Origin of the sequence: Streptomyces sp. HUAS ZL42, assembly GCF_040782645.1 — a bacterium.
GTDB lineage: Bacteria > Actinomycetota > Actinomycetes > Streptomycetales > Streptomycetaceae > Streptomyces.
Genome location: NZ_CP160403.1, coordinates 8,758,860 through 8,781,003, shown reverse-complemented (window position 1 = coordinate 8,781,003; position 22,144 = coordinate 8,758,860). Strand labels below are relative to the sequence as shown.

18 protein-coding genes and 2 pseudogenes are annotated in these 22,144 nt (G+C 70.7%); 3 read left to right on the top strand and 17 right to left on the bottom strand.

The features are described from left to right. Positions 1-50 precede the first annotated feature (50 nt). From ABZO29_RS40080 to ABZO29_RS40015, 14 genes and pseudogenes are all read right to left on the bottom strand, one after another. Positions 51-1,103 (bottom strand): LacI family DNA-binding transcriptional regulator, encoded by a 1,053-nt coding sequence (locus tag ABZO29_RS40080; RefSeq protein ID WP_367325106.1) that lies wholly within the window; start codon positions 1,101-1,103, stop codon positions 51-53. Further along, positions 1,093-2,457 carry an amidohydrolase gene (locus tag ABZO29_RS40075; RefSeq protein ID WP_367325105.1) on the bottom strand — a complete coding sequence of 455 codons (1,365 nt, stop codon included), beginning with the start codon at positions 2,455-2,457 and terminating at the stop codon, positions 1,093-1,095. The genes ABZO29_RS40080 and ABZO29_RS40075 overlap by 11 nt, the downstream gene beginning before the upstream one ends. 110 nt (positions 2,458-2,567) lie before the next feature. Then, positions 2,568-3,116, bottom strand: a complete 549-nt coding sequence (locus ABZO29_RS40070) for a hypothetical protein (protein ID WP_367325104.1) — start codon at positions 3,114-3,116, stop codon at positions 2,568-2,570. 112 nt (positions 3,117-3,228) lie between these two features. Then, a complete protein-coding gene (gene mshA / locus ABZO29_RS40065; protein ID WP_367325103.1) occupies positions 3,229-4,602 on the bottom strand; it encodes a D-inositol-3-phosphate glycosyltransferase in 1,374 nt (457 codons plus the stop codon). Between the two features lie 8 nt (positions 4,603-4,610). Further along, positions 4,611-4,943, bottom strand: a pseudogene (locus ABZO29_RS40060) (formate dehydrogenase accessory sulfurtransferase FdhD); the annotation flags it as partial. Between the two features lie 92 nt (positions 4,944-5,035). Then, a pseudogene (locus tag ABZO29_RS40055) lies at positions 5,036-5,231 on the bottom strand (GTP 3',8-cyclase MoaA); the annotation flags it as partial. A 34-nt stretch (positions 5,232-5,265) separates the two neighbouring features. Further along, entirely contained in the window at positions 5,266-6,648 is a 1,383-nt protein-coding gene (locus ABZO29_RS40050; protein WP_367325102.1) for an L-serine ammonia-lyase, read from the bottom strand. 74 nt (positions 6,649-6,722) lie between these two features. Continuing rightward, on the bottom strand, positions 6,723-7,982 hold the full coding sequence (gene glyA, locus ABZO29_RS40045) for a serine hydroxymethyltransferase (RefSeq protein ID WP_367325101.1): 1,260 nt from the start codon (positions 7,980-7,982) through the stop codon (positions 6,723-6,725). After that, positions 7,979-8,416 (bottom strand): glycine cleavage system protein H, encoded by a 438-nt coding sequence (locus ABZO29_RS40040; protein ID WP_367325100.1) that lies wholly within the window; start codon positions 8,414-8,416, stop codon positions 7,979-7,981. Before ABZO29_RS40040 ends, glyA begins: the two co-directional genes overlap by 4 nt. Continuing rightward, positions 8,413-9,594: an NAD(P)/FAD-dependent oxidoreductase gene (locus tag ABZO29_RS40035; protein ID WP_367325099.1), complete on the bottom strand. Its 1,182-nt coding sequence runs from the start codon at positions 9,592-9,594 to the stop codon at positions 8,413-8,415. The genes ABZO29_RS40040 and ABZO29_RS40035 overlap by 4 nt, the downstream gene beginning before the upstream one ends. Before the next feature lie 236 nt (positions 9,595-9,830). Further along, positions 9,831-10,964 carry an aromatic ring-hydroxylating dioxygenase subunit alpha gene (locus tag ABZO29_RS40030; protein WP_367325098.1) on the bottom strand — a complete coding sequence of 378 codons (1,134 nt, stop codon included), beginning with the start codon at positions 10,962-10,964 and terminating at the stop codon, positions 9,831-9,833. 18 nt (positions 10,965-10,982) lie between these two features. After that, a complete protein-coding gene (solA, locus tag ABZO29_RS40025; RefSeq protein ID WP_367325097.1) occupies positions 10,983-12,131 on the bottom strand; it encodes an N-methyl-L-tryptophan oxidase in 1,149 nt (382 codons plus the stop codon). A 230-nt stretch (positions 12,132-12,361) separates the two neighbouring features. After that, positions 12,362-12,994 (bottom strand): MBL fold metallo-hydrolase, encoded by a 633-nt coding sequence (locus ABZO29_RS40020; protein WP_367325096.1) that lies wholly within the window; start codon positions 12,992-12,994, stop codon positions 12,362-12,364. Further along, positions 12,991-14,076 (bottom strand): S-(hydroxymethyl)mycothiol dehydrogenase, encoded by a 1,086-nt coding sequence (locus ABZO29_RS40015; RefSeq protein ID WP_367325095.1) that lies wholly within the window; start codon positions 14,074-14,076, stop codon positions 12,991-12,993. The genes ABZO29_RS40020 and ABZO29_RS40015 overlap by 4 nt, the downstream gene beginning before the upstream one ends. A 1,044-nt stretch (positions 14,077-15,120) precedes the next feature. Between ABZO29_RS40015 and purU the strand changes: the two genes are divergently transcribed. Both purU and ABZO29_RS40005 read left to right on the top strand, forming a co-directional pair. Beyond that, positions 15,121-15,993 (top strand): formyltetrahydrofolate deformylase, encoded by an 873-nt coding sequence (gene purU / locus ABZO29_RS40010; protein ID WP_367325094.1) that lies wholly within the window; start codon positions 15,121-15,123, stop codon positions 15,991-15,993. A 111-nt stretch (positions 15,994-16,104) separates the two neighbouring features. Further along, positions 16,105-16,902, top strand: coding sequence for an IclR family transcriptional regulator (locus tag ABZO29_RS40005; protein ID WP_367325093.1), 798 nt, complete (start codon positions 16,105-16,107; stop codon positions 16,900-16,902). On the opposite strand, the gene folP is transcribed toward ABZO29_RS40005, so the two are convergent. The 3 genes from folP to ABZO29_RS39990 all read right to left on the bottom strand — a co-directional run bounded on the left by folP (position 16,890) and on the right by ABZO29_RS39990 (position 19,327). Then, entirely contained in the window at positions 16,890-17,741 is an 852-nt protein-coding gene (gene folP / locus ABZO29_RS40000) for a dihydropteroate synthase (RefSeq protein ID WP_367326370.1), read from the bottom strand. The two genes, ABZO29_RS40005 and folP, sit on opposite strands and share 13 nt — an antisense overlap. A gap of 179 nt (positions 17,742-17,920) precedes the next feature. Next, complete coding sequence (locus ABZO29_RS39995; protein ID WP_367326369.1) at positions 17,921-18,301, bottom strand: bifunctional 3-phenylpropionate/cinnamic acid dioxygenase ferredoxin subunit; 381 nt, start codon at positions 18,299-18,301, stop codon at positions 17,921-17,923. Positions 18,302-18,466: 165 nt separating this feature from the next. Continuing rightward, positions 18,467-19,327, bottom strand: a complete 861-nt coding sequence (locus ABZO29_RS39990) for a bifunctional methylenetetrahydrofolate dehydrogenase/methenyltetrahydrofolate cyclohydrolase (RefSeq protein ID WP_367325092.1) — start codon at positions 19,325-19,327, stop codon at positions 18,467-18,469. Between the two features lie 300 nt (positions 19,328-19,627). On the opposite strand from ABZO29_RS39990, the gene ABZO29_RS39985 reads away from it, so the two are divergent. Further along, positions 19,628-22,132, top strand: coding sequence for an FAD-dependent oxidoreductase (locus ABZO29_RS39985; protein WP_367325091.1), 2,505 nt, complete (start codon positions 19,628-19,630; stop codon positions 22,130-22,132). The last annotated feature ends 12 nt before the right edge of the window (positions 22,133-22,144 follow it).

Genomic DNA, 22,144 nt, shown 5'->3' with positions numbered 1-22,144 from the left:
GCACGGGGCAGCGCGGCAACGTGCAGGTGGGACACATGGGCGGGAGGGACTCAGCGGACCGGGGGCGCCGTGCTGCCGCGCACCTTGAGTTCGACGGGGAGGGTGTGCCGGGAGGCGGGTGGGACCTCGCCCCGGGAGACGTACTGCAGGAGTTGCGCGGTCGCGGTGCGTCCCACGTCGTAGGCGGGCTGGTGGACGGTGGTCAGGGGCGGGGCGACCAGGGAGGCGACCGGGATGTCGTCGAAGCCGACCACGGAAACGTCCCGCGGGACGGAGAGTCCGGCTTCTGCGAGGGCGGTGAGGGCGCCGAAGGCCATCAGGTCGTTCGCGGCGAAGACGGCCGTGCAGTCCAGGCCGCCCTCCGCCAGGAGTTTGGCGACCAGGCGGTAGCCGGAGGCCTCCTTGAAGTCGCCGACACGGTCGACGACCTGACCGCGGAACGCGCGGACAAATCCGGTGGCGCGGGCGACGCTGCTCCTCAAAGCGCGGGGGCCGGTGAGCATCAGCGCCCGGCGGTGGCCGAGCTCACGCAGGTGCTCGCCGACCAGGCGGCCGCCGGCCTCGTGGTCCGCGGTGGCGATGAGGGCGCCCTCCAGCCCCTCGACCTCCTCGTCGGCGAGGGCGATGGGGAACTTGCCCATCAGGGCCTCCAGCCGCCTGCGGGAGGGCGGTGACCCGGAGGCGTACACCATGCCGTCGATGAACCGGCTGCGGATCATGCCGAGGTAGCGGTCCTCGCGGTCGGCGTCGAACTCGGTGTTGCACAGGATCAGTCCGTAGCCCAGGTCGTGGGCGGCGTCCTCGGCACCCTTGGCGAGCTCGGCGAAGAACGTGTTGCTGATGTCGGGGATGAGCAGACCTATGACGGAGGTGGAGCCGGCCTGGAGGCTGCGGGCCAGCGAGGCCGGGACGTACCCGAGCCGGTTGACGACGCTGCGGACGCGGGCGGCGGTGTCCTCGTTGACCGGCCGGTTGCCGCTGAGGACATGGGAGACGGTGGTGGGGCTGACCCCCGCGGCGGCGGCCACGTCCTTGATGGACGCGGGCCTGCGCACCGCCGGGCGGTCCCCGGCGCTCCCCCACCCGGACGGCTCACGGGTCATAGTGCTGCACCGCCCTCCCGTGGGAGGTGTCGAGGATCCGCGCGACACGGGCCTCGGCCTCCGCGAGAAGAGCGGGCTCGTCCACCGTCAGCAGTCTGCCGTCGAGCATCAGGACACGGCCGTCGACGATCACCGTACGGACGTCGGTGGCGCGGGCGCTGTAGACGAGGGCCGCGCGTGGGTCGTGCAGCGGGCGGCAGTGGAGTCCGGACAGGTCGGTCAGGACGATGTCGGCACGCATCCCCGGTTCCAGTGCGCCGATCCGGTCCTGCAGCCCGAGGGCGCGGGCCCCGCCGCGCGTCGCCAGCCGCAGGGTGTCGGAGACGGTCATCCAGGTGGCGTCCCGCACCGCCTGCTTCTGGGTCAGCGCCACCAGCCGCAGCGCCTCCCACATGTCGAGCGTGTTGTGCCCGGCGGCGCCGTCCGTGCCGGCCGCGACCGTCACTCCGGCGTCCAGCAGTTCCCGGACCGGGGTGAGCGGGAACAGCGCGTGTTTGAGGTACACCTTGGGGCAGCAGGCCACGGCGGTCCGGTCGGCGTACTCGGCCAGCAGCGGCAGGTCCTGTGCGACGATGCCGCACCCGTGGGCGATGAGGGCGCCGGCGTCCAGCACCCCGGTCTCGTGCAGCACGCGGATCGGTGTGATGCCGCGCCGCCGGAGGCCGGCCTCGGTCTGCTCCAGGTGTTCCGCGGCGTGGATGTGCATGCGCAGGCCCAGCCGACGGGCGTGTCCGGACAGGGTGCGCAGGTCCGCGTCGTCGACCGTGTACGGGGCGTGCGGCCCGAGCGAGACGGTGACCCGGCCCCCGGCCTGGCCGTGCCACTTCTCCGCGAACGCGACGGTCTCCTCGAGGGCGGCCGCGCCCCGGCTGCTGAAGTAGGTGGGCGCGATGTCGGCGCGCAGTCCCGTCCCGGCGACCGCCTCGGCGATCCCCTCGGGGAAGAAGTAGTGGTCGGCGAAGGCCGTGACCCCGGAGCGGATCATCTCGGCACAGGCCAGCAGGGCACCGGCGCGCACGTCGGCGGGGGTGAGGTTGCTCTCCATCGGCCAGACGCGGTCGTTGAACCAACCCTCGACCGTCACGTCCTCGGCCGCTCCGCGCATCAGCACCATCGGGCTGTGCGTGTGCGCGTTGACCAGGCCCGGTACGGCCAGCAGGCCCCGGCCGTCGATCACCTCGGCGGCGGTCTCCGCAACCGCGGTGCCGGTGGGCCCCACCTCCTGGATACGGCCGTGCGCCACGACGATGTCCTGCGCCCGGAGGATCTCGCACTCGCCCTCCGCCGGGACGCGCAGCACATCGCATCCGGTCACCACAAGGCCGCCCGGCGTCGCGGGCGCTGTCTCGCTCATGGCGCACAAGCTAGGCATGCAAAACGTTTTGCACAACCCGCACTTTCCGGGCGGACCGGACGTGAGCCGTGGTGAGCGGCCGGGCGGCGGTCCGTGCGCCGGGCCGCGCGTCAGAAGACCGCCGTGCCGATGCCGACCAGCAGACCGGCCACGAAGGCCAGCACCAGGACGGCGACGATCCCGCCCAGACCCGCGAAGAAGAACCCTTCCCCGTTCACCAGGCGGGCGTGGCGGGCGCAGGTGAACAGCCAGGCCGACAGCGTGAGGAACGGGACGAGCAGAAGCCCGGTGACGGTGCCGAAGTCCTGGACGGCGCCGCTCGAGAGTTCGTACGCCCGTCCCCTCGCCGTCCGCACCTCCACGCCCGTACCGGCCCGGTAGTCCTCGGCTGCCGACTGCAGCACGATCGCCCGGGACGGCTCGTCCGTCCCGCGCGGGACGTACGAGCCCGTGCAGTCGGTGCCGGACGAGTTGCCCTCGGCATCGATGGCGTCATGGCACTCGGCGATCACCACGACACCGTCCACGGGGCCGAAGCCGAGCACCGCGGACAGCGCCGGTCCGGGCAGCAGCCAGATCAGCCACCCGGCGGCGGCGAGGCTCGCCACCGCCGCGAGCGCGGCCGAGCCTCGCGCCAACCGCCGTACGGCACCCTGCATGGCATGTCTCCGGGCTGTCGGGGGTGCCAAGTCAAGCCGCCTGAGACAAGGGCGGCATCAGTAGCCCTACGTAAGCGGCCTACGTAATGCGGCCTGCCGGCGGGCGGGACGGTCATCCCAGGGCGGGTTGAACGCCATGCGTCCGGTGGTGCATCGCCGCCATGTACACATCCGCCGTCGCCGCGGCGGCCGTGTCCCAGCCGAAGGACCGGGCGTGCCGGACCGCGGCCCCGCCCATCCGGGCGGAGCGTCCCGGGTCGTCGGCGAAGGTGCACAGCGCCCGCGCGTAGTCCTCCGGGTCGTGCCCCGGTACGAGGACGCCGCTGACGCCGTCTCGTACGGCGATCGGCAGACCACCGACCTCGGCGGCGATCACCGGGGTGCCGCATGCCTGCGCCTCGACGGCCACCAGGCCGAAGGACTCACTGTAGGACGGCATGACCAGGACGGACGCCGCCCGGTACCAGTCGGCGAGCTTGTCCTGGCCGACCGGCGGCCGGAACAGCACGACGTCGGAGATACCGAGGCGGGCCGCCAGTTTCTGGAGGCCTTCCGGCTTGGCCAGGCCGCTGCCGCTGGGCCCGCCCACGACCGGTACCAGGATCCGCTCACGCAGGCGCGGCCGCTCCTCCAGCAGCCGGGCCACCGCGCGCAGCAGGACGTCCGGTGCCTTCAGCGGCTGTATGCGGCCCGCGAACAGGGGGATCAGCGCGTCCTGCGGTAGACCGAGGCGGGACCGGGCTGCAGCACGGCCGGCCGCTGCACCACGGGCGCCGGGCCTGAAGCGCTCCAGGTTCACCCCGGGGTGGACGACGGCGACCCGGCCCGCGTCGGCGTCGTAGTGGCGGAGCAGCTCCTGCGCTTCCTTCTCCGTGTTCGCTATCAACCGGTCTGCGGCCCGTACGACTTGAGTCTCGCCGATCACGCGGGCCGCCGGCTCGGGGGTGTCGCCCTCGGCGAGGGAGGCGTTCTTGACCTTGGCCATGGTGTGCATGGCGTGTACGAGCGGGACGCCCCAGCGCTCGGCGGCGAGCCGGCCGACGTGGCCGGAGAGCCAGTAGTGCGAGTGGACCAGGTCGTAGTGGCCGGGGTGGTGGCCGGCCCAGGCCCGCGTCACGCCGTGCGCGAAGGCGCACAGCAGTGCGGGCAGGTCCTCCTTGGCCAGCCCCTCGTAGGGTCCCGCGGCCACATGCCGCACCAGCACACCGGGCGCGAGTTCGACGCTGGGCGGGAGCGCGGCGGAGGTGGCCCGGGTGAAGATCTCCACCTCGATGCCGATGGCGGCGAGACGCTTGGCGAGCTCGACGATGTAGACGTTCATCCCGCCGGCGTCGCCGGTGCCGGGCTGGTGGAGGGGTGAGGTGTGCACGCTGAGCATCGCGACGCGCCGGGGGCGGCAGCAGGCACCTGGCGGCCGCAACGGGGGCGGGCCCAAGAGGGTGTTGCCGTGGGTGGGGCTGTGCTGGAGCTCGTCGAGCCGGGTCATGTGCCGGCTCACCTCGCCACTTCCGCGGCCATGGACCCGGTTCGCAGATCGAGGCGCGGGTCGCCCGCGTACACGTTCATGGAGCCGCCGCGCAGGAAGCCGACGAGGGTGAGTGCGGTCTCCGTCGCCAGGTCCACCGCGAGGGAGGACCGGGCCGAGACGGCCGCCGGCACCGGTGTGCCCGCCATGACCGCCTTCTGCGCCAGCTCGAAGGACGCCCGCCCGGACACCAGCAGGATGCTTCGGGACAGCGGCAGTCGGCCGGACAGCAGCGCGCGGCCGATCAGCTTGTCGACGGCGTTGTGCCGGCCGATGTCCTCCCGCAGGTCCAGCAGTTCGCCACGCTGCCGACCGTGCCGGTCGTCGAGGGGCGTCTGCTCCATGAAGCGGAGTTCGTAGCCGTTGCGATGGCCCAGGCGAGGAGTTCGGGTGCCTCGCCGCCGGTGAAGCGGACCTCCTCGACCCCGAGTTCGGTCACCGCGATGCGGATAAGCCGAACGACCTCGTCGTCCGCGAGCAGATCGGGCTTGGCCGGCCACCGCGATGCGGTACGTGCAGCGCGGGTCGCACCGGTCGGTGAGCGAGACCCACAGGCCGGTGGCGACGCGAGCGAAGGTGTCGATGAGCATGGCTGCGGCCCCTGTTGCGCTCCGTCCCGCCTGTTCAGCACTCGATGACGTTGACGGCGAGACCGCCGCGGGCGGTCTCCTTGTACTTGATCTTCATGTCGGCGCCGGTCTCCTTCATGGTCTTGATGACCTTGTCGAGGGAGACGTGGTGGCGTCCGTCGCCGCGCAGGGCCATCCGGGCGGCGGTGACGGCCTTCACGGCGGCCATGCCGTTGCGTTCGATGCAGGGGATCTGGACCAGGCCGCCGACCGGGTCGCAGGTCAGGCCGAGGTTGTGTTCCATGCCGATCTCGGCGGCGTTCTCGACCTGCTCCGGGCTGCCGCCCAGCACCTCGGCGAGTCCGCCCGCGGCCATGGAGCAGGCGGAGCCGACCTCGCCCTGGCAGCCGACCTCGGCGCCGGAGATGGAGGCGTTCTCCTTGAAGAGCATGCCGATGGCGCCGGCCGCGAGCAGAAAGCGGACGATGCCGTCCTCGTCGGCGCCCGGCACGAAGTCGAGGTAGTAGCGCAGGACGGCGGGGATGATGCCCGCCGCGCCGTTCGTCGGGGCGGTGACGACCCGGCCGCCTGCGGCGTTCTCCTCGTTCACCGCCATCGCGTAGAGCGTCACCCATTCCAACGCGCGGACGGCCGGCTCGCCCTCGCTGCGCAACGCCCGGGCCGCGGCCGCGGCCCGGCGACGGACCTTCAGTCCGCCGGGGAGTATGCCCTCGCGGCCTAGACCTCGGGAGACACAGGCCTCCATGACCCGCCAGATCTCCAGCAGACCCGCGCGGGTCTCCTCCTCGGTGCGCCAGGCCTTCTCGTTCTCCAGCATCAAGGCGGAGATCGACAGACCGGTCTCCCGGGAGAGCCGCAGCAGTTCGTCGCCCGTGCGGAACGGGTGGGCCAGTACCGTGTCGTCGGGCTTGATCCGGTCCGCACCGACGGCGTCCTCGTCCACGACGAAGCCGCCGCCCACCGAGTAGTACGTCTTCTCCAGCAACGGCACACCGTCGGCGTCGTACGCGAAGAGGATCATGCCGTTGGCGTGGTACGGCAACGAGCGGCGACGGTGCAGGACCAGCTGGGTGTTGAGGTCGAAGTCGATCTCGTGGACCGGGCCGATCTCGGTACCGAGGAGGCGGATGCGCCCGGTGCCTCGGATGCGGTCCACGTCCAGGTCGGCCTGGGCGACGTCGACCGTGTGCGGCTCGTTGCCCTCCAGGCCGAGCAGCACCGCCTTGGGCGTGCCGTGGCCGTGGCCGGTCGCGCCGAGGGAGCCGAACAGCTCCGCCCGTACCGAGGCGGTCTGGGCGAGCACGCCGTCCTGCTTCAGCCGGGCGACGAACATCCCGGCGGCGCGCATCGGGCCGACGGTGTGCGAGCTGGACGGGCCGATACCGATGGAGAACAGGTCGAAGACGCTGATTGCCACGCCATACTCCGTGAGGTGGGCGGGGTGTGCCGAGCATGAGCCCGCACACCCCTGCGGGAGGTTGTCAACGGGCCCTAGAGGCCGGGGTACAGCGGGTGTTTGTCGGCCAGTGCCTTCACGCGGGTCTTCAGCGTCTCCGCGTCGTACGAGGGCTTCAGCGCCTCCGCGATGACGTCCGCGACCTCGGCGAAGTCCTCGGCGGTGAAGCCGCGGGTGGCCAGGGCGGGCGTACCGATGCGCAGGCCCGAGGTCACCATCGGCGGGCGCGGGTCGTCGGGGACGGCGTTGCGGTTGACCGTGATGCCGACCTCGTGGAGGCGGTCCTCGGCCTGCCGGCCGTCCAGCTCGGAGGCGCGCAGGTCGACCAGGATCAGGTGCACGTCGGTGCCGCCGGACAGGACGTTGACGCCGGCCGCGCGGGCGTCGGGGGCGGTCAGCCGCTCGGCGAGGATCTGCGCGCCCTCGACCGTGCGGCGCTGGCGCTCCTTGAACTCCTGCGAGGCGGCGACCTTGAAGGAGACCGCCTTCGCCGCGATCACATGCTCCAGGGGACCGCCCTGGAAGCCCGGGAAGACGGACGAGTTGAGCTTCTTGGCGAAGTCCTTCCTCGCCAGGATGATGCCGCCGCGCGGGCCGCCCAGCGTCTTGTGGGTGGTGGAGGTGACGACATCGGCGTACTGCACCGGGTTGGGGTGCAGACCGGCCGCGACCAGGCCCGCGAAGTGCGCCATGTCGACCCACAGGTACGCCTCGACCTCGTCGGCGATGCGGCGGAAGGCGGCGAAGTCCAGCTGCCTCGGGTACGCCGACCAGCCCGCGATGATCACCTTCGGCCGGTGCTCCTTGGCGAGCCGCTCGACCTCGGCCATGTCGACCAGGCCGCTCTCCACGTCCACGTGGTAGGCGACCACGTTGAACTGCTTGCCGGAGAAGTTCAGCCGCATCCCGTGGGTCAGGTGGCCGCCGTGGGCCAGGTCCAGGCCCAGGATGGTGTCGCCGGGCTGGGCCAGCGCGAACAGCGCGGCCTGGTTGGCGGAGGCACCGGAGTGGGGCTGCACGTTGGCGTACTCGGCGCCGAACAGCTCCTTGATCCGGTCGATCGCGATCTGCTCGGCGACGTCGACGTGCTCGCAGCCGCCGTAGTAGCGGCGGCCCGGGTAGCCCTCGGCGTACTTGTTGGTCAGCACCGAGCCCTGCGCCTCCATGACCGCGAGCGGAGCGAAGTTCTCCGAGGCGATCATCTCCAGCGTGGACTGCTGACGGTTCAGCTCGGCGTCGACCGCGGCGGCGATCTCCGGGTCGGCCTCGTGCAGGGACTGGTTGAACAGGGTCATCGGCGGTCTCCTTGGGTGTGGGCACAGGGGGCGGCGCAGGCATGGGCGGACAGCACGCCGGCGATGTTCTCGACCCGCAGTCTGAACAGCCGGCCGCCGGTGCAAGGGCCGGCGTTGACGACGCCGGGGTCGTCTGCCAGTGCGGTGTCGACTTCCAGGAACCGGCCCGAGGCAGGGGCGTACAGGCCGCTGACGGCCGTCGGCGACTTGATCTCTCCACAGCTCTCCCCCGCATCGACCCAGGCGCCGGCTTCGGGCAGTCGGAGGCGGACGACATCGCCCAGGGCCTGCGCCGCGAAAGCGGTGATGCCGACCGTGGCGTTGCCCTCGTTCACGTTCAGCCACTCGTGGTCCAAGGTGCAGCGCAGGTGCCGCGGAACGCTCGTGGCGGTCTCCCGCGTGGATTCCAGGGGGAATTGAGGCGCGGGGCTCATGACACGGCGACCGCGGCGGCGGGGACGAGCGTGCGGCGGAGCCGGTTGAAGAACTTCGGCTGGTTGAGGGAGAGCACGGCGACGGGGTTGCCCTCCCGCCGGTAGACGGCGGTGAAGGTGCGGCTGTCGACGTCGCCTTCGACGACCTCGGGCTCGGCGCCGGGGGCGACGTGCCCGGCGACCTGGATGCGCACCTGGTACTGGTCGGACCAGAAGTACGGCGCGGTGAGCGGGGCGGGCGCCGACACACCGGTCAGCAGGGTGCGGGCGGCGGTCTTCGCCTGCTCGGTGGCGTTGCTCCAGTGCTCGATGCGGGCGTGCCGTCCGGTGAAGGGGTTGGGGCAGCGGGCGACATCGCCGACGGCGACCACGCCCGGGACGCCGGTCGAGCAGCCTGAGTCGCACACCACGCCGTCGTCCACCTGCACACCGGAACCGGCGAGCCAGTCGGTGGCGGGCCGGACGCCCACGCCGACCACGACGATGTCGGCGGCCAGAACGCGCCCGTCCGCCAGCCGCACGCCCGTGACCCGGCCCTCGCCCACGAGTCCCGCCACACCGGTTCCGCACAGCAGACGAACCCCGTGATCGGAGTGGAGCGAGGAGCACACCAGCCCCATCTCGCGCCCCAGTTGACGCTCCAGCGGTACGGCGAGCGCCTCGACGACGGTGACGTGCAGGCCGAGCCGATGGGCGGTGGAGGCCACCTCGGCGCCGATGAACCCGGCGCCGATGACGACGACCCGGGGCAGGCCGTCCAGCAGCTCGGCGCGCAGGGCCACAGCGTCGTCCAGGGTGCGCAGGGTGTGGACACCGGCCAGTCCGTCGGTGCCGGGAAGCGTGCGGGGGGCGGCGCCGGTCGCGATGGCGACCCCGTTGGTGCGCACGTGCCGTCCTCCGGCCAAAGTGACGGTCCGGGCGACGGGGTCGAGCCGCACAGCGCGCTCGCCGAGCAGCCACTGCACGTCCAGGTCCTCGTATTCGTCCGCGTCGCCCAGCGCGAGCGCGGCGGCGTCGAGGTCCCCCTTGAGGAAGTCCTTGGACAGCGGCGGGCGGTCGTAGGGGGTGTGGCGCTCCTCCCCCACGACGACGATCTCGCCGTCGAAGCCCTCTGTGCGCAGCGCGCGGACCGTGCTCAGGCCTGCCAGCGACGCTCCGACGACCGTGATGCTCCTCATGCGGGCTCCAGAAGGGAGATTGTCTCGTATAACACAACGTAATTCGTTATGCGCAACATGTTTTCCGCCACTCCCGGGAGTTGTCAAGGGAGGTGCAGCGCCAGTACGCAAATGGCGCTCCACGTTGCGCATCGCACAACTTGTCAAAGCTATGGCGGAAGGCGGCCCAATGGCCCGTCCACCTGCCGGAGGGGCCACAACAGCAGGTGGACGGGCGGTACTGGGGTGGGGCGGGGTCAGTGCGCGGGCCGCACCTCGAGCTTGTTCTGCAGCCAGGTGTGGAAATCGCCGATGTGGTGCTCGCTCGGCACCAGCACGCCGCCCTTGGCGTACGCCCGCGAGCTCATCGCCGGCTGGGTGCGCTCACACGCGTCGAAGTCCTGCTGGTTGACCCGGTGGAACAGCTCCACCGAACGGTCCACGTCCTTGCCGCTCTCGACGACGTGCGGCAGATACAGCCAGTCGCACTCGACGATGGTGCGGTCCTGTGCCATCGGGTACATCCGGTGGAAGATCACGTGGTCGGGCACGAGGTTGATGAAGACCTGCGGCTTGACGGTGATCGCGTAATAACGGCGGTCCTGGTCCTCGGCGATGCCCGGGATGCGGTCCAGGCCCTCGGAGCCGTCGACGGTGAAGCCCTGGATCTCCTCACCGAACTCCGCGCCGTGGCCCACGTAGTACTGGGCCGCATAACCGTCCGCGAACTCGGGGAGCACCTCGGTCAGTTCGGGGTGGATCGTGGCGCAGTGGTAGCACTCCATGAAGTTCTCGATGATGAGCTTCCAGTTGGCCTTGACGTCGTAGGTGATACGACGGCCCACTCTCAGATCTTCGATCCCGTAACACTCGATCGACTCGAGGTCACCGAGCCGCTCGACGACCGAGCCCATCACGTCCGCCTCGAAGGGGGGCGGGTTGTCGGCCAGGCACACCCACACATACCCGAGCCACTCCCGCACATGGACGTTGATGAGGCCGTACTCGGTCCGGTCGACGTCCGGCATCGACGTCAGGTTCGGCGCGGCGACGAGCTTGCCGTCCAGGCCGTAGGTCCAGGCGTGGTACGGGCACTGGAAGGCGCGCTTGACCTCGCCGGACTCCTCGCTGCAGAGCTTGGCCCCGCGGTGCCGGCAGATGTTGAGGAACGCCTTGACCGAACCGTCCCGCGAACGGGAGATCAGCACGCTCTCGCGGCCCACCTGGTAGGTGCGGAAGGCGCCGGGCTTGTCCAGTTCGGCGGCGCGGGCCGCGCAGAACCACATGGCCTCGAAGACCCGCTCCTGCTCCTGGGCGAAGACCCCGGGGTCGGTGTAGTACTCGCCGGACAGCGTGGGGATCAGGCTGGGCGGCAGGTTCGTCATGGTCATCTCGTCACCTTCGGAAGATCAGACGCGCACGCGGCGGGGGTCGAACAGGGCGATGGGGTGGTCGGTGGTGCCTTCGGTGGCCAGGTCGGCGAGGATCTCGCCGACCACGGGGACGAACTTGAACCCGTGGCCGGAGAATCCGCAGGCCACCGTCACCTGCGGATGCTCGGGATGGTTGGCGAGGACGAAGTGCTCGTCCGGGGTGTTGGCGTACATGCAGGCCGCGGCCTTGAGGAAGCGGCCGGGCAGGGTGGGGATGCGCGAGCGCAGGTGGGCGGCCATGGCCTCGATCTCGTCCGGGTGGATCTCCCGGTCGAGGGTGTCGGGGTCGCTGGGGACGCCCTTGCGGAAGAAGGCGACCTTGGCGCCGCCGTCCGGGCCGTCGAGCGCGGGGAAGCCGTAGATCTGCGTGCCGTCCGGGTCCTCCCAGATGTAGACGGGGTGCCGGTCCGCTGTGAACGGGCCGGTTCCGCCCTCGGGCTGGAACCAGTACATGACCTGACGCTCCACCGTGACGCTCACACCGAGGTCGCTCAGGAGCTTCGGTGCCCAGGCGCCGGGGGCGATGACGAGCCGGTCGGCGGTGTAGGCGCCGCGGTCGGTCACGACCCAGGCCCTACCGCCCGGGCCGTCGGCCTTCCAGCCGAGAACCAGCTCCGCGAAGTGAAGCTCGGCGCCGTGGGCCCGGGCCAGGTCCAGGTGGGCCGTTACGGTCGCCTCCGGACGGGCGATGCCGGCCCTGCGCTCGTAGAAGGCGACGTCCTCGGCCGCCGGGTTGAAGGTGGGAAAGCGGCGCCGGATGTCGGCGGCGCCCAGGACCTCGTGGTCCAGGCCCCACTCGTGGGCGCTGCGCAGGGTGCCCGCGAAGGCCCCGCTGTCCTCGCGGCCGATCATGAGACCGCCGGTTTCGGTGAAGACCTCGCGCCCTGAGTCGGCGGCCAGCTTCTCCCACAGTTCGTGGGCGCGCAGCAGCAGCGGTACATAGGCCGGGTCCTCGAAATAGGCCTGCCGGTAGATACGGGATCCGCCGTGGCTGGAGCCGAGGTTGTGAGCCGGGCCGAAGCGCTCCAGGCCGAGCACTCGCTGACCGCGGGCGGCCAGGTGACAGGCGGCTGCGCTGCCCATCCCACCCAGGCCGACGACGATCACGTCGTACGAAGAGGCCATGTGTCCATCTCCTGGGAATCTTGCCGATGAGGGGTTTGGTACTGCTCGTGTTCCGGGCCGGTTCAGCGGCGGATGCGGGACACCTCGGGGTCGAACAGGGGCTGGCCGGCGGTGACGGCCGGGACCTTGACGCCGAAGTACTCGATCTCCACCGGTGTTCCGGGGCGGCCTGCTCGGCGGGCAGCCAGGCGCAGACGATCGGCACGCCGATCGTGCAGCCGTGGGCGGCGTCAGTGGCCTCGGGCGATCCAGTCGTCGAGGTGGGGCGCCTCGGCCCCGATCGAGGTGGTGGCGCCATGACCGGTGTGGACGGTGGTGCCGGCGGGGAGCGTGAGCAGCCGGTCGCGGATGGAGGCGATGATCGTGTCGAAGTCGGAGAAGGAGCGGCCGGTGGCTCCGGGGCCGCCCTGGAAGAGGGTGTCGCCGGAGAACAGGGCTCCCAGCTCGTGCGCGTACAGGCAGATGGCGCCGGGAGAGTGGCCGGGGGTGTGCAGCACGAGGAGCTCGATGCCCGCCACGGTCAGCGCCTCTCCCTCGATCAGCTCCCAGTAGGCGGGCACCCGCGGGCCGTGCACCGACTTCCACAGCACCGCGTCGGCCGGGTGGAGCAGGACGGGCGCTCCGGTACGGGCGCTCAGCGCCGGGGCGGCGTTCACGTGGTCGTTGTGGGCGTGGGTGCACACGATGGCAACCAGGCGCCGTCCGCCGACGGCGGCGGCGATCGCTTCGGCGTCGTGCGCGGCGTCGACGACCAGGACCTCGTCGTCGTTGCCGATCAGCCAGACGTTGTTGTCCACCTCCCAGCTGCCGCCGTCGAGTTCGAAGGTGCCGGAGGTGACGAGGCGTTCGATCCGCGCGGTCACAGGACCACCACCGAGCGCAGCACCTCGCCGTGGTGCATTTTGGCGAACGCGGCCTCCACGTCGTCCAGGGTGATCGTCTCGGTGACGAATTCGCCCAGGTCGAAGCGGCCCTGGAGGTAGAGGTCGATCAGGGCGGGGAAGTCCCGGGAGGGCAGGCAGTCCCCGTACCAGGAGGACTTCAGGGCCCCACCACGGCCGAACACGTCCAGCAGGGGCAGGTCGAGGGTCAGCTCCGGGGTGGGGACGCCCACCAGGACGGCGGTGCCGGCCAGGTCGCGGGCGTAGAAGGCCTGCTTGAAGGTCTCGGGACGGCCCACCGCGTCCACGACGACGTCGGCGCCGAAACCCCCGGTGAGCTCACGGATCGCCTCCACGGCGTCGGCCTTGGAGGAGTCGACGGTGTCGGTGGCACCGAACTGCTCGGCCCACTTCAGCTTCCGCTCGTCGACGTCGACGGCGATGATGCGTCCGGCGCCTGCGACTTTGGCACCCGCGATGGCGGCCATGCCCACGCCGCCGCAGCCGATCACCGCGATCGAGTCGCCGCGGCCGACGCCGCCGGTGTTGACCGCGGCGCCGAAGCCGGCCATGACACCGCAGCCGAGCAGGCCTGCCGCGGCGGGCGAGGCGGTCGCGTCCACCTTGGTGCACTGACCGGCGGCGACCAGGGTCTTCTCGGCGAAGGCACCGATGCCCAGGGCCGGCGACAGCGGGGTGCCGTCAGCAAGCGTCATCGGCTGGGTGGCGTTGTGGGTGGCGAAGCAGTACCACGGCTTCCCCTTGCGGCAGGCTCGGCACTCGCCGCAGACCGCGCGCCAGTTGAGGACGACGAAGTCGCCGGGCGCTACATCGGTGACGCCCTCGCCGACCGCCTCGACCACGCCCGCGGCCTCGTGGCCGAGCAGGAACGGGAACTCGTCGTTGATCCCGCCCTCCCGGTAGTGCAGGTCGGTGTGGCAGACGCCGCAGGCCTGCACCCGCACCAGCGCCTCACCGGGGCCGGGGTCCGGCACCAGGATGGTCTCCACCGAGACCGGGGCGCCCTTCTTCCGGGCGACGACGGCGCGTACCTGGTGTGTCACGGTCGATCTCCTCGCTGGGGGACGGCCGAGCGCGGGCTTCGGCCGGATGTTCTGGGCGGCGGGCACGGCGGTCGCTCCGGCGGAGCGACCGACGAGGGGAGGGAATGGACTTCGCTGGGGCCGGGTGAAGACCGAGACCGGCGAGAGTATGTTGCGTATCGAGCAACTATTTTCGCTATAAGCAACGACGACCAAACTGTCATCCCTGCGGACAACCACTGTCAAGGGGTTCGCGGAGCGAACCTGCCCCACCGTTGAAAGTCGGCCACCGACACCCCCGGACATGCGGCCCGGCAGACCGCCGAAGAGGCCGGCCGGCTGCGCGTCGCCCGGTTCGGCGGACTTGCGCGGTCAGGACCGCCCGAGGCCGCTCCCCGGCAGGCTGTCGCGGCGCTCTACCGGCCACCGCAGGCCGAAGGGAGCCACCGGGCAAGGCACTGGTCTCCGCCGGCGTGCGGCCCCGCGTCTCCTCGGCCCACCCAAAGGACCCCAGCCGGCCCGCCGCGGTGACACCCGCGCCGATCACCTTGGTGGTGCCGATGCACCCCTGGAGCCGCGTGGGCTCACCGCGCAGACGGAGGAGCGGGGCAAGTACCGTCTCAGTCTCGGCCTGATCCGCCTGACCGGCGCCGCCGCGGTCCGGCTGGACCTCTCCCAGCAGAGCCGCCCGGCGCCCGAGCAGCCGGCGGCACAGGTCGCGGAGACCATCAACCTGGCCACGCACACCGTCACCGATCCCGGCACCAGCCGGGCGCGCGCGGCGGTTGCCGGAGGTCGCTGCCGCGGTACGGGCCGCGGCCGAGCAGCCGCCCGACTCGGCCACCACCGCCGGTCCTGAGACTTGCCGGTGGCTTCTCGGACACGACCGCCGATCACGACGACCGCAATCCCCAGTTTCAATCAACGCAACTAAATCCACATCACGCAACATGGAGTACCGGGCAACAGTTGCCCACCGCCCCTTGACCAGTCGGTCACCCGCACTGGAGCATGTTGCGCATCACTCGTCATGTTGCGTAATACGCTCCATTCGGAGGATGTCCCATGTCTCCTCGACCGCAGCCCGGCCGCGAGTTCGTCCTCACTCTTTCGTGCCCCGACCAGGCCGGTCTCGTCCATGCCGTGACCAGCTTTCTGGTGAGCCACTCCGGCAACATCCTGGAGAGCCAGCAATTCGACGACCGCCTGCAGAACCGCTTCTTCATGCGGGTGCACTTCGATGTCTCGGACCCGTCCGTTTCACTGGAGGAGCTGCGTACCGGTTTCACCTCGGTCGCCGAGTCGTACCGGATCACCTGGCAGCTGCACGACGCCTCGACCCCGACCCGCACGCTGATCATGGTGTCGAAGTTCGGCCACTGCCTGAACGACCTGCTCTTCCGCAAGTCCACGGGCTCGCTCAACATCGAGATCCCGGCGATCGTCTCGAACCACCGCGACTTCGAGCCACTGGCACAGAACTACGGCATCCCCTTCCACCACATCCCGGTGACCCGGGAGAACAAGGGGGAGGCAGAGGCGCGACTGCTCTCTCTCGTCAACGAGCTCGACATCGACCTCGTGGTACTCGCCCGCTACATGCAGATCCTCTCCGACGATCTGTGCAAGCAACTCGACGGCCGGGCCATCAACATCCACCACTCCTTCCTGCCGAGCTTCAAGGGGGCCCGGCCGTACGTCCAGGCACACCACCGCGGTGTCAAACTCGTCGGGGCCACGGCGCACTACGTCACCTCCGACCTCGACGAAGGCCCGATCATCGAACAGGACGTCGTCCGCGTGGACCACTCGCGGGGCCCGGACGACCTGGTCACCATCGGCCGCGATGTCGAGGCCCGGGTCCTCGCCCGCGCCGTGGAGTGGCACAGCGAGAGCCGTGTACTGGTCAACGGCAGGTGCACGGTCGTCTTCCGCTGACGAACATGCGGTCACAGCGCACGGGGCCAGGCGGTGTCAAGTGCCCAACCGGCCCCCTGCCCAGGTACTGTGGCCTCTCGCAGCACATCCACGCCCGCGTATAGTTGCGCCATGAGCAACCACACGGCAGATAGCGAGACAACGGGCCCCGCGGCGAACGGGGTGCAGTCCGTTGACCGTGCCGTCAGTGTCCTGGAAATCCTCGCCCAGCGCGGCGAGGCGGGGGTCAGCGAGTGCGCCGCCGAGATCGACGTCCACAAGTCGACCGCGTTCCGCCTGCTGGGCGCCCTGGAGGCGCGCGGTCTGGTCGAGCAGGCGACCGAACGGGGCAAGTACCGGCTCGGCTTCGGGATCGTGCGCCTGGCCGGCGCGGTCACCGGCCGTCTCGACATCACCCAGCAGGGCCGACCGGTGTGCGAGCGGCTCTCCGAGGAGATCGGCGAGACCGTCAACATCGCGGTCCTGCAGGAGCATTACGCGGTCAACCTCTACCAGGTGCGCGGCCCGGGCGCGATCGGCACGCACAACTGGGTCGGGCAGCTGACGCCGGTGCACGCCACGTCCAGCGGCAAGATCCTCCTGGCCCACCTCTCGGAGAAGGAGCGCGCCGACGTGCTCGCGGCGTCGGGGACGCAGAAGCTGACGCCCCGTACCCTGACCGCCAGGACGAAGCTGGAGAAGGATCTCGCCGAGGCACGGCAGCGCGGGTACGCGGTGACGCTGGAGGAACTCGAGATCGGACTGCACGCGATGGCAGCCCCGATCCGGTCCCGCGACGGCGAGGTCGTCGCCGCCCTCAGCGCCTCCGGTCCCGCGTACCGCTTCACCGAGGAGCGCATGCACGAGCTCGCACCCGTGCTGCTCAAGGGCGCGGAGGAGATCAGCCACCGGATGGGCTACCTGGGCTGAGCCTCCCCCGGCTGCATCCGCTGCTCCCGCGCCGACGCGTCCGCCTCGGCACCCCAGCGGGCGGTCACCCGTACCGCGTCGAGCGTCGAGGCCACGTCGTGCACGCGCAGACACCAGACACCCTGAGCCGCGGCGAGAACGGATATGGCGGTGGTCGCGGCGTCCCGCAAGGGCGCCGGGCGGGGCTGTCCCGTCGCCGGGTCGGCCAGCAGGTGACCCAGGAACGACTTGCGTGACGCGCCCACGAGGAGGGGACGGCCCAGGGCGGCTACCTCCCCGAGACGGCCCAGCAGTTCCCAGTTGTGTTCGGCTGTTTTGGCGAAGCCCAGCCCGGGGTCGATGATCAGACGGTCGGGCGCGATCCCCGCCCGCAGGGCGGCCTCGATCCTCCGGCGCAGCTCCTCGACGACGTCGGTGACGACGTCGCCGTAGACAGTGTTCGCCTGCATGCCGGCGGCGTGTCCGCGCCAGTGCATCATCACGTACGGCGCGTCGGCTCGGGCCATCAGCGGCAGCATCGCGGCGTCTGCAAGGCCGCCCGAGACGTCGTTGATCAGCCGTGCACCGGCGTCCAGAGCGCGGGCGGCGACCTCGGCCCGCATGGTGTCGACGCTGACGGTCCCGCCGGCCGCGGCGAGTTCCCGGACGACGGGCAGGACACGCCGCAACTCCTCCTCGACCGGCGGGCGTACGGCCCCGGGGCGCGTCGACTCGCCGCCCACGTCCACGACGTCCGCGCCCTGCTCGAACAGCGCGAGTCCGTGCGCGACCGCCGCTTCCGGCGCGAACGACCGCCCGCCGTCCGAGAACGAGTCCGGGGTGACGTTCACAACGCCCATGACCAGCGTCCGGCCCGGCTGCGGAAGCCCGTACGGATGGAGTTCCGGTGTTCCCGGGCGCCGCGGTGCGGTGGTGGCGTGAAGTGGGGCGGTCACAGGCATCCCGCCGTCTGCGCCGCTGTTGCCGCCGGCTGCCGCCGACGATCCGGCCGACGGGGCTCCGGCGACCGTCATGCTCCTCATGTGGCTCCTCCCGTGGCCGTGCCTCCTTCGAGCCGTGTGACGGCGCCGGAGGGCGGGAGGTTCGGCGCGGCGTCGGCGAGCTCGACGTGGATCATGCCGTCCTCGACCACGACGTGGTGGGTGCGCACGGGCAGCCGGGCCGGCGGGGCGTCCACACCGCCGGTGCGCAGATCGAACTTCGAAGCGTGCAGCGGGCATTCGACCTCGCACCCCTCGAGCCAGCCGTCGGAGAGCGAGGCGTCCTGGTGAGTGCACGTGTCGTCGATCGCGTAGAGCTCGCCGTCCTCGGTGTGGAACACGGCGACGGGCGGGTCGCACTCGAGCCGGAAAGCCTCGCCTTGCGGCAGATCGGCGAGAGGGCACACGGGAATCATCAGGACCACCTTGATGCATGTGGCGAAACGTACGACCGCCTCGGCCCCGGCGTGCGCCACGGGCAGTCGGCGTGATCGGGGAGCTCGGCGCCGGGTGTGCGGGGGCTCATCGGACGTCTCAGTCTTCTGAAAGGTGCGGATATTACGGGTACTTGGAGCCTCAAGCGGTCATGCGGCGTTCGCGTTCCTCTCGGCGGCCTCGACGACGTTGGCCAGCAACATGGCCCGGGTCATGGGGCCCACGCCACCGGGCATCGGCGCGAGCCATCCGGCGACCTGCTCGGCCTCCGGATGCACATCGCCGACCAGCCCCTGGTCGGTGCGGGTGATGCCGACGTCCAGGACCGCCGCGCCCGGGCGCAGCATGTCCTTGGTGATCAGCCCGGGCGAGCCGGCGGCCACGATGACGATCTCCGCCTCGCGTACGTGCCAGGCCAGGCCCTTGGTGCCGGTGTGGCACAAGGTGACGGTGGCGTTCTCGGAGCGGCGGGTGAGGAGGAGGCCGATGGGGCGGCCGACCGTGACGCCCCGGCCGATCACACACACCCGCGCGCCGGCGAGGGGCACGTCGTGACGGCGGAGCAGTTCGACGATGCCGCGCGGGGTGCACGGCAGCGGCGCCTCGACGCCCAGGGCCAGCCGGCCGAGGTTGACAGGGTGCAGGCCGTCGGCGTCCTTGGCCGGGTCCACGCGTTCCAGGACGGCGTTGGTGTCCAGGTGGCGCGGGAGTGGGAGCTGGACTATGTAGCCGGTGCAGGCCGGGTCGGCGTTGAGCTCGTCGATGACGTCCTCGACCTGCTGCTGGGTGGCGTCGGCGGGCAGTTCCCGGCGCAGCGAGGCGATGCCCACCTGTGCGCAGTCCCGGTGCTTGCCTGCGACGTAGGCGTGACTGCCGGGGTCGTCGCCGACGAGGACGGTGCCGAGCCCTGGCGGGCGGCCGACGGCATCGGTCAGCTTGGTCACGCGTTCGGCGAGTTCGCGGCGGATGGCGGCGGCGGTCGCCTTGCCGTCGAGCAGCTGTGCGTTCACCGGCAGTGCTCCTTTTCCCATCGGGTCGGTCCTGTGCGCCGGCCACCGAGGCGGGTCATGGTCGGATCGAACTAGCCGATGCGCACGGGTGGTGCCGGGTGTGGGCGAGTTCGGGCACGTCACTCTCATCGGCGATTAACATCCAACTGATATATAAGATCCCTGTCAAGGTCCACCGAGCCTCTCCCCCTGCCTGCGAGGCAAGGGTTCGGCGAACGGACCCTTGACCATCGAGCGGACTGTCACATAGCGTGCCTACAACTGGTATATCAATTGGGTGTCACCTTGAGGGAGGCCGACATGGCAGAGGTCCCACCGCAGGCGAAATGCGTCGTGATCGGCGCCGGCATCGTCGGCAACAGCCTGGTCCACCACCTGGCCCGGCTCGGCTGGCGCGACATCGTGCAGATCGACAAGGGCCCGCTGCCCAACCCCGGTGGCTCGACCGGTCACGCCTCCAACTTCATCTTCCCCGTCGACCACTCCCGCGAGATCACCGACCTGACGCTGGACTCGGTGCGGCAGTACAAGGAGCTGGGCGTCTTCACCGAGTCCGGCGGCTTCGAGATCGCGCGTACCGAGGAGCGCATGGAGGAGCTGCGCCGCCGGATGTCCAGCGCCAAGGCCTGGGGCATCGAGTCGGAGCTGGTCTCTCCCACCTTCGTCAAGGAGAAGGTGCCGTTCATCGAGGAAGACCAGTTCATCGGCGCCTTCTGGACCCCGAGCGTCGGCGTCGTCGACTCCCTGCGCGCCGGCACGATCATGCGTGACGGCGCCATCGAGAGCGGCGCGCTGACCAGCGTGCCCAACGTCGAGGTGGTCGGCCTGGACGTCGAGGACGGCCGGATCCGCCGGGTGCGCACCAACAAGGGCGACATCGAGGCCGAGTACGTCGTGATCGCCTGTGGCGTGTGGAGCCCGAAGATCGGTGACATGGCCGGAGTCAGCATCCCGCTGACCCCCGCCGTCCACCAGATGATCTCCGTCGGCCCCTGCCCGCAGCTGTCCGGGCTGCCCGGCGAGATCAACTTCCCGATCGTCCGGGACATGGACACCTTCTGCTACGAGCGTCAGCACGGCGCGGACATGGAGGTCGGTTCCTACGCCCACCGGGCGATCCTGCACGAGCCGGAGGACATCCCCAGCAACGAGCAGGCCAAGCTCAGCCCCACCGAGATGCCGTTCACCTCCGACGACTTCGACCCGCAGCTGGAGCAGGCCTACGAGCTGATGCCCGAGTTGCTGGGTGCCGAGGGCGCGGAGATGCGGTACGCGATCAACGGCCTGCTGTCTCTGACCTGCGACGGCGCCCCCATCATCGGTGAGAGCCAGGTGAAGGGCCTGTGGACGGCGGCCGCGGTGTGGATCAAGGAGGGCCCGGGCGTCGGCCGCGCGGTCGCGGAGTGGATGGTCCAGGGCCACAGCGAGATCGACATCTCGCACTGCGACATCGCCCGGTTCTACCCCCACCAGATGCGCCGCGAGCACACCCGGCTGCGTACCACCGAGTCGTTCATCAAGACCTACGGGATCGTCCACCCCGCCGAGCAGTACGAGTCCGACCGCGAGCAGCGGCTCTCCCCGATGCACGACTCGGAGAAGAAGCTCGGTGCGGTCTTCTTCGAGGCGGTCGGCTGGGAGCGGCCGCAGTGGTACGAGTCCAATGCCGACCTCCTCGAGGTGTACGGCGACCGTGTGATGCCGCGCGAGCACGAGTGGGACGCGCGCTGGTGGAGCCCGATCGTCAACGCCGAGCACCTGCGGATGCGCGAGGCCGCGGGCGTCATCGACCTGACCGCCTTCGCGATCTTCGACATCACCGGCCCCGGCGCCCTGGCCGCCGTACAGCGCACCTGCGTCGCGCAGTGCGACGTACCGGTCGGCAAGGTGATCTACACCCCGGTGCTCGACGGCAAGGGCGGGTTCCGCTCCGACCTCACCGTCATGCGCCTGGGTGAGGACCACTTCCGGGTCGTCACCGGCGGCGCGCACGGCATGGCGGACAAGAAGTGGTTCGCCGACCAGCTGGGCGACGACGCGTCCCTGGTGGACCACACCGATCAGGTCTCCACGATCGGGCTGTGGGGCCCGCGGGCCCGCGACATCCTGTCGCAGCTGACCGACGCGGACGTGTCCCACGAGGGCTTCAAGTTCCTCAGCTGCCGTGAGATCGACCTCGACGGCATCACCGTGCTGGCTTCCCGGATCTCCTACGTCGGCGAGCTCGGCTGGGAGTTGTACGTGTCCTTCGACCAGGCCGCCGCGGTGTGGGACAAGCTGCTCGCGACGGGTGCTCCCCTGGGTGCCCGCCCGGTCGGCATCGGCGTCTACGTGACCACGGGGCGGATCGAGAAGGCCTACCGGGCCTTCGGCCTCGAACTCGACGGCGAGCGCACCATCGTCGAGGCCGGCATGCAGCGGCCGAAGGTGAAGGGCGCCGACTTCATCGGCAAGGAGGCCTACCTGGCGCAGCGCGCCGGTGAGCCCGCGGCGGTGCTGTGCACGCTGGCCGTGGACGACCACACGTCGGCGTCCGGGGTGAAGCGGTACATGCTCGGTGGCGAGCCGATCCTGACCCGCTCCGGCGAATCGCTCGTCGACGGGCACGGGCACCACCCGTACGTCACCACCGCCGGCTCGGCCCCCTCGCTGGGCAAGCACCTGCTGCTGGCCTACCTGCCGGTCGAGGAGGCGCGGATCGGCAACGAGCTCGCGGTCTCCTACATGGAGGAGCTCTACCCCGTGACCGTGATCGGCAACGACGCCACGCCCCCGTTCGACCCGGACAACGAGCGGATCCGCTGATGTCGGTGCTGT

What these genes read in the sequence shown, in the direction of transcription:
- ABZO29_RS40030 (WP_367325098.1), bottom strand. Translation starts at nt 10,964, where the DNA reads ATGACCATGACGAACCTGCCGCCCAGCCTGATCCCCACGCTGTCCGGC.
- ABZO29_RS40070 (WP_367325104.1), bottom strand. Translation starts at nt 3,116, where the DNA reads ATGCAGGGTGCCGTACGGCGGTTGGCGCGAGGCTCGGCCGCGCTCGCG.
- purU (WP_367325094.1), top strand. Translation starts at nt 15,121, where the DNA reads ATGTCTCCTCGACCGCAGCCCGGCCGCGAGTTCGTCCTCACTCTTTCG.
- ABZO29_RS40035 (WP_367325099.1), bottom strand. Translation starts at nt 9,594, where the DNA reads ATGAGGAGCATCACGGTCGTCGGAGCGTCGCTGGCAGGCCTGAGCACG.
- mshA (WP_367325103.1), bottom strand. Translation starts at nt 4,602, where the DNA reads ATGACCCGGCTCGACGAGCTCCAGCACAGCCCCACCCACGGCAACACC.
- ABZO29_RS39985 (WP_367325091.1), top strand. Translation starts at nt 19,628, where the DNA reads ATGGCAGAGGTCCCACCGCAGGCGAAATGCGTCGTGATCGGCGCCGGC.
- ABZO29_RS40075 (WP_367325105.1), bottom strand. Translation starts at nt 2,457, where the DNA reads ATGAGCGAGACAGCGCCCGCGACGCCGGGCGGCCTTGTGGTGACCGGA.
- ABZO29_RS40040 (WP_367325100.1), bottom strand. Translation starts at nt 8,416, where the DNA reads ATGAGCCCCGCGCCTCAATTCCCCCTGGAATCCACGCGGGAGACCGCC.
- ABZO29_RS40080 (WP_367325106.1), bottom strand. Translation starts at nt 1,103, where the DNA reads ATGACCCGTGAGCCGTCCGGGTGGGGGAGCGCCGGGGACCGCCCGGCG.
- ABZO29_RS40005 (WP_367325093.1), top strand. Translation starts at nt 16,105, where the DNA reads ATGAGCAACCACACGGCAGATAGCGAGACAACGGGCCCCGCGGCGAAC.
- solA (WP_367325097.1), bottom strand. Translation starts at nt 12,131, where the DNA reads ATGGCCTCTTCGTACGACGTGATCGTCGTCGGCCTGGGTGGGATGGGC.
- folP (WP_367326370.1), bottom strand. Translation starts at nt 17,741, where the DNA reads ATGGGCGTTGTGAACGTCACCCCGGACTCGTTCTCGGACGGCGGGCGG.
- glyA (WP_367325101.1), bottom strand. Translation starts at nt 7,982, where the DNA reads ATGACCCTGTTCAACCAGTCCCTGCACGAGGCCGACCCGGAGATCGCC.